Consider the following 13,430-nt stretch of genomic DNA (forward strand, 5'->3'; position numbering starts at 1 on the left):
CGACAAGATACTGCGGCGGAAGATCTTGCGGAAGTGCGGCTACGCCGTGTGCACGATCTCCTCCAGCGAGGCGGCGAGCTCACCGAAGTCGAAGGGCTTGGGGAGGATGCGGACGCCGGTGCGGAGGGCCGCCTCGTACACCGCGTCGCCGGGGCCGGCGCCGCTCAGGAAGACGACGCGGTCGGCAAGCGGCGGGATCTGCTCGCGCAGCAGGCTCCAGACCTCCACTCCGCTGCGGGCTCCCAGGTTCAGGTCCAGGAGCACGGCGTCGGGGACGCTGCGGATCACCGCGTTCAGGATCTGCTCTTCGCCCCCGGCTTCCGGACCCAGCTCCACCACCTCGGCGCCCACCCGGCGGAGCAGGCGTCCCAGGGCGCTGCGCACGTCCACGTTGTCGTCCAGCACCAGCACCCGCTTGCCGGCGAGCGCGGCGGGCCGCGGTGTCGACGGGCCCGGACCGGAGCCGGGCGAGCCCCCGGGGAGGAAGATCTCGAAGCGGGCGCCGCCGAGCCGCGATCCCGCGGTGCACCGCACCCGGCCGCCGAGCTGGCGCACCGTCCACGCCACCGAGCTGAGGCCGAGCCCCGTACCCCCGGGGTCGCCGCGGAAGAGGGGACGGAAGAGCGCCTCGCGGTTCTCGGGGCGGATCCCGGCGCCGTCGTCCTCGACGGCGACCACCACTCCGCGGCCCCCTTCGCCGGGCTCGAGGGTGACCTCGATGCGGTGGGCGGCGTGCCGGGCGGCGTTCGCGAGGAGGTTCGAGACGGCGCGGTACAGGAAGGAGGCGCGCCCCGGCACCACGGCGCGCGCGGGGAGGGAGGAGCTCATCCGGATCTCCACCGGACGGCAGATCTCGATCGTGCGCCGGATGGCGCGCTCCGCCACCACCTCGGGCTGCATCCCCATCTCGGGGGTGAGGGCCTCGTCGCGGAGCGTCGCCAGCACGTCCCGGAGCATGGCGCCGAGCTCGCCGCATCCGTCCGCGGCCCGCTCCAGCTCCGCCACGGGCGTGCGGCCGCTGCGGGCGCCGCCCAGCGCGAGGCGGAGCCGCCCGTCCAGGACGGAGACGAGGTTCGCCATGTCGTGGATCAGCTCGCCCGCGACCTGGCCGAGCGACGCGAGCGTCTCCTCGGCCGCGGCCGGTTCGGGGCCGTCCGGCTGCGGGGTGGTCATGGCGCACTCCTCCGCGCGCGTGTGGGGGAGGTGGATCACTGCGATTCTTTGCGCGGGTGCTCGTCCGGCGGAGGCCAGCCAGCGGCCCCTCCGAGGAGGGCCGGGCGCACGGCTGCTGCTGCAGCGAGGTGTCTTGAAAGGTACGTGGGCCGGCGCAATCGCGCCAGTCATGTTCGGGAAATGAGCGCTTGCAGTATGCCCTCTGTAGTCGTTACTGCTGACAGCGGGCGCAGAAGAAGGTGGAGCGCCCTCCCTGCACGATCCGCGCGAGCGGGGTCCCGCAGGTGGGGCACGGCTCGCCCTCGCGGTCGTAGACGCGCAGCCGGGTGGCGAACTCTCCCCGCTCGCCGCTCGCGTCACGGTAGTCGAGGAGGGTGGTCCCGCGAAAGTCGACGGCCTCCTGGAGCACCTCCCGGACCGCCTCCACCACACGCGCCGCCTCGTCCGGCCCGAGCGTGTTCGCCGGCCGCCGCGGATCGACCTTCGCGCGGAAGAGCGCCTCGCTGGCGTAGATGTTCCCCACGCCCACCACGCGCCGCTGGTCCATCAGCCACGTCTTGACGGCGACTCGCGAGCGCTGTGCGTTCCGGTGCAGCCACTCCGGGGTGAAGTCGCCCGAGAGCGGCTCCACGCCCAGCTCCTCCTCGCGCCGCGCCCACCCTTCGTCCGTGTAGCGCTGCAGGCAGCCGAAGCGCCGCACGTCGTGGTACGCCAGCTCCCGTCCGTCCTCCAGGGGGAAGCGCACCCCCGGGTGCGTCGGCGCCGCGTCCCCCTCTCCGAGCACCAGCAGCCGCCCGGTCATTCCCAGGTTCACCACCAGGAGCCCCCGGTCCAGGTGGAGAAGGATGTTCTTCGCCCGCCGCGCCACCGCCTCCACCCTCGCCCCGCGCAGCCCCGCCGCGAACTCCGCGGCCCCCTCGCCGCCGATCAGGTCCGCGTGGAGTACCTCCACGTCGCGGATGGTGGCGCCGGGGAGGAGGCGGGCGAGGTCGCGGACGATGGTCTCGACTTCGGGGAGCTCAGGCACGCCGTCCCTCCCTCCACCCGATGTCGCCCCGGAACTGCTTCCCCTCGAACGCGACGCGCTCCGCGGCCCAGCGGCTGCGCGCGGCGGCCTCTGGGACCGTGGGCGCGAGGGCGGTCACGGAGAGCACGCGGCCGCCGGAGGTGAGGAGCGCCCCGTCCGCCCGCTTCGTGCCGGCGTGGAAGGCCAGGAGGTCGGCGGCGTCCTCCACCTCGGCCGGGATGGTCACCGGGAGGCCGACCCGGTAGTCCCTGGGGTAGCCGCCGGAGGCGAGCACGGTGGTGGCGGCGGCGCCGGGACGGAAGCGCAGCTCCAACCCCGCGATGGAGCCGCCGTGGGCGATGGCGAGCATCGGCTCCAGGAGCCCGCTCTCCAGCATGGGGAGCACCACCTGCGTCTCCGGGTCGCCGAAGCGGCAGTTGAACTCCACCACCTTCGGCCCCGCGGGCGTCAGCATCAGGCCGACGTAGAGCAGGCCGCGGAAGGGGCGGTCCTCCTTCGCCATGGCGGCGAGGGTGGGGGCGAGGATCTCGCGCGCGACGCGCTCCATCAGCTCCGGCGTGGCGAGCGAGACGGGGGCGTAGGCGCCCATCCCGCCGGTGTTGGGCCCGGTCTCCCCCTCGCCGACGCGCTTGTGGTCCTGCGCGGGGAGCATGGGGACGGCGACCTTCCCGTCCGCCAGGGCGAAGACGGACAGCTCCTCGCCGCGCATGAACTCCTCCACCACGATCTCGCTTCCCGCCGAGCCGAAGACGCCCTCGCCCAGCATCTCGCGGGCGGCGGCCAGCGCCTCCCCGGTCGTGCCGCACACCACCGCGCCCTTGCCGGCCGCGAGGCCGGAGGCCTTGACCACCAGCGGGGCGCCCTGCTCGCGGATGTACGCTTCCGCGGCCGGGAGCTCGTGGAAGACGTGGAAGGCGGCGGTGGGGATCCCGTGCTTTTGCATGAGACCCTTGGCGAACGCCTTGGAGCTCTCGATCTCCGCCGCCTTCGCGGTGGGGCCGAACACCGGGAGCCCCCGCATCCCGAAGTGGTCCACGATCCCTTCGGCCAGCGGCACCTCGGGGCCCACGACAGTGAGGGCAACCTTCTGATTCTCGGCCCATCCCGCGAGCGACTGGAGCTCGTCCGGCTTGAAGGGGAGGTGCTCGGCGAGCCCCGCCGTCCCGCCGTTCCCGCCGGTGATGAAGAACTCGGCGTCCGGGGCGTCCCGCTTCAGCTTCCAGAGGAGGGCGTGCTCGCGCCCCCCGTTTCCGACGATCAGGATCTTCACTTGCAGGTATGCGTTCGTGCGTCGTGGGCCCCTCCAACCGCCGCCAACTTCCCTACAGGCGGTCCCGTGCGCAAGGGAGGGCCTGAGAATTCCTTTGTGACCGCCTGGAGTGTCGCATGCCGACCCGACCCGACCATGGTGCGCCCGCTCGTCGGACCCGCCCGTGGCACATGCTTTCGCGCGTGCCCTGGCCGGTCCGTGTATTCGCTGTGATCTGCGTCATGGGCTTCCTCCTCGGGATCGCTGCCCTGATCGCCCCGTTCATGATCCTCGAGGTGCGCCCGGAACTCATCTCCGGACCCGGCGACGGGAGCCTGCTGGACCACGTGCTGGACTCGCTTCGACTTGGCTTCTTTTTCTACGTGCTCGCACTGGAATCCGCGGCGGACTACCTTCGGAATCCGGCACTGAGGCACCGGAAATGGGTGATCGGGTGGACGCTGGCCTGGGTGGGAATCATCGTTGCGTTCGCGTTCCGTCCCGGGGGCGCCGGTCCCTTCGACTTCCGCGCGAACCCCTTTCATTTCGTGTGGGCGATCGTCGTTCCGCTCGCCCTCGCGGCGCTCTGGTTGCTGCCGAGCGTGGCGGCCTACAGCCGGGAGTACAGGGAAAAGCTCGATCGCGAGGCGTAGACGATCCGCGCGTCCCCGTGCAACGAGCCCTCCGATGGACATCATCCATCGGAGGGCTCCTCTGTTCCACCTCACCCGCACACTCCGCGCCGGGGGAACGCCGGACTCGCCGCCGTTTCCGCCGGCAGCAGACCCGGCCCGGTCAGTCCCTCGACAGCGCCTGCTCCAGGTCGGCGATCAGGTCGTCCGCGTCCTCCACCCCGCAGGAGAGGCGCACCAGCCCGTCGGAGAGGCCCATTGCCTGGCGGCGGTCCACCGGGACGGAGGCGTGCGTCATCATGGCGGGGTGGCCGATCAGGCTCTCAACGGCGCCCAGCGACTCGGCCAGGGCGAAGAGGCGGGTGCTGTTCGCCAGCTTCTTCGCGTTCTCCAGCGAGCCGGTCTCCACGGAGATCATCCCGGTGAAGCCCTTCATCTGCCGCCGCGCGAGCTCGTGCTGCGGGTGCGAGGGCAGGCCGGGGTAGTAGACGCGCTCGATGCGGGGGTGCGCCTCCAGCCACTCGGCGATCCGCTGGCCGGTGGCGTTCTGGGCGGCCATGCGCAGGTGCAGCGTCTTGGTGCCGCGCAGCGCGAGCCAGCAGTCCCATGGGCCCGGCACGGCGCCGGCGGCGTTCTGCAGGAAGCGCATCCGCTCGTGGATCTCGTCGCTGGAGGTGAGCGCCAGCCCGCCCACCATGTCGGAGTGCCCGTTCATGTACTTGGTGGTGGAGTGCAGCACCAGGTCCGCTCCCAGCTCCAGCGGGCGCTGGTTGTACGGAGAGGCGAAGGTGTTGTCCACGCTGAGCCACGCCCCGGCCGCGTGCGCGATCTCGGCCGCGGCGGCGATGTCGGTGAGGCGCATCATGGGGTTGGTGGGCGTCTCCACGTGCACCAGCTTCGTGGTGGGCCGGATGGCGGCGCGGATCTCGTCCAGGCTGCCGCTGTCCACGAAGGTGAAGTCGATCCCCATGCGGGCGAGCACCTTCGAGAACAGGCGGTAGGTGCCGCCGTAGACGCCCTCGCCGCAGACCACGTGGTCGCCGGCCGAGAACATCTTGACCATGGTGTCGTGCGCGGCCGTCCCGGAGGAGAAGGCCAGGCCGTGCGCGGCGCCCTCCAGCGCGGCGACGTTCCCCTCCAGCGCCTCGCGGGTGGGGTTGTGGGTGCGGGCGTACTCGTAGCCCAGGTGCCGGCCCAGCTCGGGCTGCACGTAGGTGGAGGTCTGGTACACGGGGGGAATGATGGCCCCGGTGGTGGGGTCGGGGCGCTGCCCTGCGTGCACGGCGAGCGTGCCGAAGCCGTGCGTGGCGCCCGCGTCTGCGGGGTTCTGGTCGGTCATCGTGTCGGTTTCGGTATGAGGTGGACGGAGGCCGGCAAGATAGACGGCGCGCTGCGGGAGGGGCAAGCGGCGGACGGGGAGAACCGATCTTGCATCACCCGGCGACCCGCCGTCCGTCGGGTTGCGGGAGGGGGCGCCGACTCCCTACAATTCCGCGCCGACCGCCGTGGCGGGCGGGCCTAATCGACCGTGAATCCAGGACATCCGGTGATCGATACTTCGCAGCTGATGGTCAGCGTCTCCGGCGTCCGGGGGCGGGTGGGGGAGGGGCTCACGCCGGAGGTGATCGGGCACTTCGCCGCGGCGTTCGGGGCGTACGCGCTGCGGCGCGGCGCCGGGCAGGGGAAGACGGTGGTGATCGGGCGGGACTCGCGCGTCTCCGGGCCCATGTTCGTCCGGGCGGCGACGGCGGCGCTGCAGTCGGTGGGGTGCGACGTGGTGGACGTGGGCGTCTCCGCGACCCCCGGGGTGCAGCTCGCGGTCGAGGACCTGGGCGCGGTGGGGGGGCTGGCCGTGACGGCGAGCCACAACCCCATCGAGTGGAACGCGCTGAAGTTCATCGGCCCCACGGGGATGTTCCTGGACGCGGAGGAGGGCGCGGAGATGCGGGCCTTCCTGGATGGCGAGATCCCGCGCGCCGGGTGGCGCGACCTGGGCGGACGGACCGAGGACGGGGGCGCGGTGCAGCGGCACCTGGACCGGATCCTGGCGATCCCCTTCCTGGACGTGGAGCGGATCCGCGAGCGGCGCTTCCACGTGGCGCTGGACTGCGTGCGCGGGGCGGGGGGGACCATCTTCCCGCGGCTGCTGGAGGCGCTGGGATGCCGGGTGGAGGCCATCAACCTGGAGACGGACGGCCTCTTTCCGCGCGAGCCGGAGCCCGTGGCCGAGAACCTGGGCGAGCTGGAGGAGCTGGTGCGGCGGACGGGCGCCGTCGTGGGGCTCGCCACGGACCCGGACGTGGACCGGCTCTCGCTCGTTTCCGAGGAGGGGCGGGCGATCGGCGAGGACTACACGCTGGCGCTGGCGGCCAGGCTGGTGCTGGCGCACCGCCCCGGGCCGGTGGTGACCAACCTGTCCACCAGTCGTCTGCTGGACGACGTGGCGGAGGCCGCGGGCGTGCCGCTGGTGCGGGCCCCCGTGGGGGAGATCAACGTGGCGCGCCGCATGCAGAAGGAGGGCGCCACCGTGGGAGGCGAGGGGAACGGGGGGGTGATCCTCCCCGACGTGCACCTGACGCGCGACGCGCCGGTTGCGGCCGCGCTCATCCTGCAGCTCCTGGCCGAGTCGGACCGGCCGCTCGGCGCGCTGGCGGCGGAGATCGGCCGGTACGAGATCGTGAAGGAGAAGGTGCCGCGCCCGGAGCAGCCGCTGGACGCCGTCTACGACGAGCTGGCCGCGCGCTTCCCGGAGGCGGACGCCGACCGCCAGGACGGGCTGCGGCTCTCCTGGCCGGCGGAGCGGAGGTGGGCGCACCTGCGCCCCTCCGGGACGGAGCCCATCGTCCGGGTGATCTGCGAGGCGCCCACGCGCGGCGAGGCCGCGGCGCTGGTGGAGGCGCTGCGGGCGGCGCTGCCGGAATGAGTGCGGGAGTGCGAAGTGCGAGAGTGCGAAAGCGGACCGGGGTGAGCGGCACTGCAGGAGCTCGAAGACACCCACACGAGAAGAAGGACGCGCTATGTGCGGCATCGTAGGATACATCGGTGAGCAGCAGGTGGCTCCCCTCCTGCTCCACGGGCTGAAGCGCCTGGAGTACCGCGGCTACGACTCGGCGGGCGTGGCCGTGGTGCGCAACGGCACCATCCAGGTCCGCAAGGAGGCCGGGAAGATCGCGGAGCTGGAGAAGCTGGTGGCGGAGGAGCCGGTGGAGGGGAACTACGGGATCGGCCACACGCGCTGGGCGACGCACGGCCCCCCCACGGAGCGCAACGCGCACCCCCACGTGAGCGAGAAGGGCGACTTCGCGCTGGTGCACAACGGCATCGTGGAGAACGCCGGGACGCTGCGGAAGCTGCTCCAGGACCGCGGCCACGTCTTCAAGTCGGAGACGGACACCGAGGTGCTGGTGCACCTGATCGAGGAGGTGTACGACCAGGGCGAGGGGCGCGCCAAGGACTCGCTGGAACGGGCCGTGGAGACGGCGCTGCGGCAGGTGGAGGGGACGTACGGGATCGCCGTGGTCTCCACGCGCGACCCCGACAAGATCGTGGTGGCGCGCCTCGGGAGCCCGCTGCTGATCGGCGTGGGGGAGAACAGCGAGACGTTCGTGGCCTCGGACGCGTCGGCGGTGATCGCGCACACGCGCGACGTCATCTACCTGGACGACGGGGACATGGCGACCATCACCCGCAACGGGTACACGGTGCACCGCCCGGCGCAGGGGCCGGTGGACCGCCCCGTCAGCCGGGTGGACTGGGACCTGGAGGAGGTGGAGCGCGGCGGGTACCCGCACTTCATGCTCAAGGAGATCATGGAGCAGCCCAGCACCCTGCGCGAGACCATGCGCGGGCGCCTCCTGGCGGAGGAGGGCGGGGTGAAGCTGGGCGGCCTCACCGGGATGGACGACGAGCTGCGCTCCATCCAGCGCATCATCATCCTGGGGTGCGGCACCTCCTGGCACAGCGGGCTGATCGGCGAGTACATGCTGGAGGACATCGCCCGCATCCCCACGGAGGTGGAATACGCGTCGGAGTTCCGCTACCGGCGGCCGGTGGTGGAGCCGAACACGCTCTCCATCTCCATCTCGCAGTCCGGCGAGACGGCGGACACGCTGTGGGCCATGCGCGAGGCGAAGCAGCAGGGCGCCACCACGCTGGGAGTCGTCAACTCGGTGGGAAGCACCATCGCGCGCGAGACGGACGCGGGTGTGTACCTGCACGCGGGGCCCGAGATCGGGGTCGCGTCCACAAAGGCGTTCACCTCGCAAGTGGTGGTGCTGGGGCTGATCACGGTGCACCTGGGGCGCCTGCGCGGGACGCTCACGGCGTCGCGGGGGCGGGAGATCGTACGGGCGCTGCAGCAGCTCCCGGAGCAGGTGGCGAGCATCCTGGAGATGGACCCGGCGATCCGCGAGCTGGCCGAGGAGTACGTGGACAGCAGGAACTTCCTGTACCTGGGGCGCGGCTACAACTTCCCGGCGGCGCTGGAGGGGGCGCTCAAGCTCAAGGAGATCTCGTACATCCACGCCGAGGGGTACCCGGCCGCGGAGATGAAGCACGGGCCCATCGCGCTGATCGACGAGGAGATGCCGGTGGTGGTCATCGCCCCGCGCGACGGGGTGTACGACAAGGTGCGCTCCAACATCGACGAGGTGAAGGCGCGCGGCGGGTGCATCATCGGCATCATCACCGAGGGCGACACGGAGCTGCTGGACGTGGTGGACCACGTGATCCAGATCCCGCGCTCGCACGACGCGCTGACGCCGATCCTGGCGAGCGTGCCGCTGCAGCTCCTGGCCTACCACATCGCGGTGCTTCGCGGGTGCAACGTGGACCAGCCGCGGAACCTGGCGAAGAGCGTGACGGTGGAGTAGCAGGAGGGCGCGAAGCTCTATTCCCGGAGCCTGCTCAGCCATAGTCGGCCCGGTGCCAGCCAACGGTACCGGGCCTCATCGGTTGCGTGCCCGGATCCAGAAGCTGCGCTCCGGCAGATCTTCCGCCGCTCCACCGGGCTCCGGACGTCGGGCTCCCCGGCGATCTTCCGCATCCGCTAACTGAGCTTCCCGCCGGACCCGGCCTCACGCTGCGCAATCTCACCCTGGCGCACGCGGCCCCTCCCCACTCCCGCCCCTTCCTGCCCGCTCGCCGTGTCGGCGCCGATGCCCACCGGTGCGAAACAAGATTCACAGCGGCCGTACCCTGTAAACAGGGCTGCACACTTCCGTGCAGCCCTGTTCACACCACGCCGAAGGCCGGAATCCCGGCGGGAGCCCTAAGTCGCTGCCCGACTGGGGGTTGAGTCACCTGCCGGGAGCGTGGCTCAGCCCTTGCCCCTGTCCTGTGCGTCGTGACCCGTAAAGAGCAGATGGATTGCCGCCAGGTCCGTTGCGGAGTTTACCAGCGGACACGGTGGGTTCTGCCCATCCGCCCACCTGCTCGCGACCGTCCGGGCCGAGCGCCGCCGCGCCGCCGACAACCCTCTTTCCCGAACCGGAACAGGTGACATGCAGCTCTTCGGGAGTCTAGGCAGTCTTCTCGGCTTCGTGACGCGCCACGCCCGGGGCGTCCGCCACGTGCGGCTGCTCGCCGCCCTGGTGATCGTCGCCGGGATCGTGAACGGCCTGGCGAACACGGTCCTGATCGGCGTGGTCAACCACGTCATCAACGCCGGCGGATCCCCCTCCGCCACCTACGTGTGGCTCTTCGTGGGCATCTGCGTGGTGCTCCCGTTCGCGCGCTTCGGGGGAGACTACCTGCTCGTCTACCTCATGGAGAGAGCTGCGCTGCACCTGCGCATGGTGATGAGCCGGCGCATTCTCGCGGCCCCGCTGCGCAAGCTGGAGGAGGTGGGCTCCGCCGGGCTGCTCGCCACGCTGTCCACCGACATCCCCACGGTGACCGGCATGGTGGCCGTGCTGCCGCTGCTCTGCATGAACCTGACGGTGGTGGTCGGACTGCTGGTGTACATGGGCATCCTCTCCTGGAAGCTGCTCATCGGGGTCGTGTTCTTCCTGGTGCTGGCGGTCTTCATGTACCAGTACCCCCTGCTCAGGGCGCAGCGGCACGTCGGGGCGATGCGCGAGAAGACGGACGAGCTCTTCCAGCACTTCCGCGCCGTGACGGAGGCGGTCAAGGAGCTGAAGCTCCACCACGAGCGGCGCCGCACCTTCCTGGACGAGCGGCTGGAGCGCACCGCGGGGGAGATGGCCGCCAACAGCCTCGCGGCGCAGCGCCTCTTCGCCGGCGCGGTGAGCTGGGGGCAGGTGCTGGTGTTCGTGCTGGTGGGGCTGATCGCCTTCGCGGCGCCCGTCTACATGCCCGCGTCGCGCGAGGTGCTCACCGGCTACGTGCTGGCGATCCTGTTCATGGTCACCCCCATCCAGGTGGTGATGAACTCGGTTCCCCAGCTCAGCCGGGCCATGGCGTCCATGCGCAAGGTGGAGAGCCTGGGGCTGGCCCTGGACAGCGCCACCCCCGCGGTGCCGCAGCGCGCCGGCACGGCCCAGGCGGGGTGGCGCTCGCTCGAGCTGGCGGGGATCACCCACAGCTACAGGTCCGAGCGCGACCAGAGCAGCTTCACCCTCGGGCCGGTGAACCTCCGCTTCGAGCCCGGCCAGATCGTCTTCCTGACGGGCGGCAACGGGAGCGGCAAGACCACGCTGGCGAAGCTGCTGACGGGGCTCTACACGCCCGAGTCGGGGGAGGTGCTGCTCGACGGAGAGCCGGTGGGGCCGGCGGAGCTGCCGCGCCTCTACGCCCTCTTCTCCACGGTCTTCTCCGACTTCTTCCTCTTCGACAGCCTGCTGGGGCTGGAGGAGCAGGAGCTCGACGGCCAGGCGGCCCGCTACCTGGAGGAGCTCCACCTGGAGCACAAGGTGAAGGTGGAGGGGGGACGGCTCTCCACCACGGACCTCTCCCAGGGACAGCGCAAGCGGCTGGCGCTGCTCACCGCGTACCTGGAGGACCGCCCCATCTACCTGTTCGACGAGTGGGCGGCCGACCAGGACCCGCAGTTCAAGCAGATCTTCTACAACGAGCTGCTCCCCCAGCTGCGGGCGCGGGGGAAGACCGTCTTCGCCATCACCCATGACGACCAGTACTACGGAGTGGCCGACCGGTTCATCAAGCTGGACTACGGCCAGGTGGTCTTCGATTCCGGCACGGACGTCCTGCCGCCGGAGTCGGAGGGAGCCGCCCCCGATCCGGCGGAGCAGTGATTGGGCCAGGCGTGACTTCACCTCCCCCAACAGGAGCGAGACCCATGTACATCACGGACGAGCAGGTGCGCAGCTTCCGGGAGGACGGGTTCCTCCTTCTCCCGGCGTGTTCAGCACGGAAGAGGTCGTGGCCATGAAGGCCGAGCTGCCGGGGCGAACCAGTACGAACGTCAACTTCACGCCCAACCTCTCGCTGGAGCTCTTCGCGCAGCCGCTGCTGGCGAGCGGCGCCTACGAGCGGTTCCAGGAGTTCGCCCGCGACCGCGCGGCGCTCTTCCGCGCGCCCTCCGACAACGCCTTCGCCCTCAAGATCAGCTACTGGGTGGGACTGTAGGCCGGCGCCCGCAGGACGCACGGCACGGAACGCAAGCCGCCCCGGGTCCGGACCCGGGGCGGCTTGCGTGCGATCACGACCGGCGCTACGACTGCTGCTGGATCCGCGCGAGCACCGTCCGCGCGTGGCTCACGTCGTAGTCGAGGGTGGTTCCTCGCCGGGAGGAAACGCTGACCTTGGTCATGTGGCTGCCCGCCGGCTGCTCGAGCTTCACGTGGACCACGCGATCGCCGCTCCGGGCCTCGTACTCGCGCTCGGAGCCGCTGGTCTCGGTGGAGCTCTTGGTGATCTGCAAGCCCATCGAAGCGAAGACCGCCCGGGTCCGGCGATCCAGCTCGGCGAGGGTGCCGTGCGCCTCGCCCTCTGCGTTCTGGTCGGACAGGGCGACCGCTGCAGCCGCCCCTCCGGCGGCTGTCGCCACCGTCGCGGTTCGACTGCTGCAGCCCACCGCGAACAACGGGAGGAGCATCAGGAGCGCGGCGGCTCTACCCGAGCGAAGCGTGGTGTACATGGTTTCCTCCGTGCGTTTCTCGTTGTGCCGGAAGGGCAGACCGAACTCGTCACGTTCTGCGCCTCCGGGTCCGTCGCGGTGTCGACGCGGCGCAGGAAGCATGCCCCCGGACGGTGCTGGAGGAGCCGCTTCTCGCCCACCCGACGGGCGGCACCCGGACCTCCGATCCACAGCCGCATAATTCAGATCAGGTATTGACAAAGAACAAGCCGCACCGTTAGTTATCGATCCACACAGCCACACCGCCGAGGGCGATCACAGCCTCGTGCCCGCCCGACTGCGGGACGGGGCGGGTACCCTGGAGAGAACGTGTGCTCTGAATGAACTGGACCGAGATCGACCACAGGCCAGCGGGCGCCCCGGCCGCCGCGGCGGGGGGCTGCGCCACCCTCGTGGAGCTCCTGCGCGCCCGGGCCGCGGCCGACCCGGGGCGGCAGACCTGGACGTTCCTCCCCGACGGGCTCGAGCCGGGGGCGACGCTCACCCCGGGGGAGCTCGACGCCCGGGCCCGGGGCGTGGCTGCGGTCCTCCAGGAGCGCGGGCTCCGCGGCCAGCCGGTGCTGCTCGCCTTCCCGCCCGGGCTCGACTTCCTCGCCGGCTTCTTCGGATGTCTCTACGCGGGCGCGGTGGCGGTGCCGGTGCAGGCCCCCGAGCACCCGCGGGCCCTGCCGCGCCTGGCGGCCGTCGCCCGGAGCTCCGGGGCGCGCCTGGCGCTGACGACCGCGGGCTGGATGGAGCGCCTGGGGCGGATCGACCCGGGCGGCGAGCTCTCCGGCCTCGACTGGCTCCCCCTCGGGGAGGCCCCCGCGCAGGCGGCCGGGGCGTGGCGCGACCCCGCCGTCTCCCCCGACGACCTCGCGTTCCTGCAGTACACCTCCGGCTCCACGGCCGAGCCCAGGGGGGTGATGGTGGCCCACCGCCACCTGCTCGCCAACGAGGCCATGATTCAGGACGCCTTCGCGCAGGGCCCCGGGTCGGTCGTGGTGGGATGGCTCCCGCTGTTCCACGACATGGGACTCGTGGGCACCCTCCTGCAGCCCCTCTGGTCGGGCGGCCGCTGCCTGCTCATGGCGCCCGCCACCTTCCTCCAGCGCCCGCTGGTCTGGATGGAAGCCATCTCGCGGCACCGCGCCACCACCTCCGGCGGCCCCAGCTTCGCCTACGACCTGTGCGCCCGCCGGGCCGCGGCGGACCCGGGCGCCTGCGCCGGGCTCGACCTGTCCTGCTGGCGGGTCGCCTTCAACGGCGCCGAGCCGGTGCGCGCCGCGACGCTGGAGCGCTTCGCCGCCG

11 protein-coding genes are annotated in these 13,430 nt (G+C 71.6%); 6 read left to right on the forward strand and 5 right to left on the reverse strand.

The annotated features are described in order from the left end of the window. Positions 1–39: 39 nt before the first annotated feature. From VGR37_07095 to purD, 3 genes are all read right to left on the reverse strand, one after another. Entirely contained in the window at positions 40–1,173 is a 1,134-nt protein-coding gene (locus VGR37_07095; protein HEV2147151.1) for an ATP-binding protein, read from the reverse strand. Between the two features lie 211 nt (positions 1,174–1,384). Further along, positions 1,385–2,200, reverse strand: a complete 816-nt coding sequence (gene mutM, locus VGR37_07100; protein HEV2147152.1) for a bifunctional DNA-formamidopyrimidine glycosylase/DNA-(apurinic or apyrimidinic site) lyase — start codon at positions 2,198–2,200, stop codon at positions 1,385–1,387. Next, positions 2,193–3,470: a phosphoribosylamine--glycine ligase gene (gene purD / locus VGR37_07105; GenBank protein ID HEV2147153.1), complete on the reverse strand. Its 1,278-nt coding sequence runs from the start codon at positions 3,468–3,470 to the stop codon at positions 2,193–2,195. The genes mutM and purD overlap by 8 nt, the downstream gene beginning before the upstream one ends. Before the next feature lie 221 nt (positions 3,471–3,691). Between purD and VGR37_07110 the strand changes: the two genes are divergently transcribed. Further along, complete coding sequence (locus tag VGR37_07110; protein HEV2147154.1) at positions 3,692–4,102, forward strand: hypothetical protein; 411 nt, start codon at positions 3,692–3,694, stop codon at positions 4,100–4,102. Between the two features lie 142 nt (positions 4,103–4,244). Here VGR37_07110 and VGR37_07115 read toward each other — a convergent pair whose 3' ends face one another. After that, positions 4,245–5,420 (reverse strand): cystathionine gamma-synthase, encoded by a 1,176-nt coding sequence (locus VGR37_07115; GenBank protein HEV2147155.1) that lies wholly within the window; start codon positions 5,418–5,420, stop codon positions 4,245–4,247. Between the two features lie 207 nt (positions 5,421–5,627). Here VGR37_07115 and glmM point away from each other — a divergent pair, with 207 nt between their 5' ends. The 4 genes from glmM to VGR37_07135 all read left to right on the forward strand — a co-directional run bounded on the left by glmM (position 5,628) and on the right by VGR37_07135 (position 11,629). Continuing rightward, positions 5,628–7,004, forward strand: a complete 1,377-nt coding sequence (gene glmM / locus VGR37_07120) for a phosphoglucosamine mutase (GenBank protein ID HEV2147156.1) — start codon at positions 5,628–5,630, stop codon at positions 7,002–7,004. Between the two features lie 94 nt (positions 7,005–7,098). After that, positions 7,099–8,952 (forward strand): glutamine--fructose-6-phosphate transaminase (isomerizing), encoded by a 1,854-nt coding sequence (gene glmS, locus VGR37_07125; GenBank protein HEV2147157.1) that lies wholly within the window; start codon positions 7,099–7,101, stop codon positions 8,950–8,952. Between the two features lie 630 nt (positions 8,953–9,582). Then, positions 9,583–11,295, forward strand: a complete 1,713-nt coding sequence (locus VGR37_07130; GenBank protein HEV2147158.1) for a cyclic peptide export ABC transporter — start codon at positions 9,583–9,585, stop codon at positions 11,293–11,295. Between the two features lie 133 nt (positions 11,296–11,428). Beyond that, complete coding sequence (locus VGR37_07135; GenBank protein ID HEV2147159.1) at positions 11,429–11,629, forward strand: hypothetical protein; 201 nt, start codon at positions 11,429–11,431, stop codon at positions 11,627–11,629. Positions 11,630–11,714: 85 nt separating this feature from the next. On the opposite strand, the gene VGR37_07140 is transcribed toward VGR37_07135, so the two are convergent. Then, positions 11,715–12,140: a hypothetical protein gene (locus VGR37_07140; GenBank protein ID HEV2147160.1), complete on the reverse strand. Its 426-nt coding sequence runs from the start codon at positions 12,138–12,140 to the stop codon at positions 11,715–11,717. 320 nt (positions 12,141–12,460) lie between these two features. On the opposite strand from VGR37_07140, the gene VGR37_07145 reads away from it, so the two are divergent. Continuing rightward, positions 12,461–13,430: AMP-binding protein (locus VGR37_07145; protein HEV2147161.1), on the forward strand; the 970-nt coding region annotated here is incomplete at its 3' end.

Source organism: Longimicrobiaceae bacterium (genome assembly GCA_035936415.1).
Classification (GTDB): domain Bacteria; phylum Gemmatimonadota; class Gemmatimonadetes; order Longimicrobiales; family Longimicrobiaceae; genus JAFAYN01.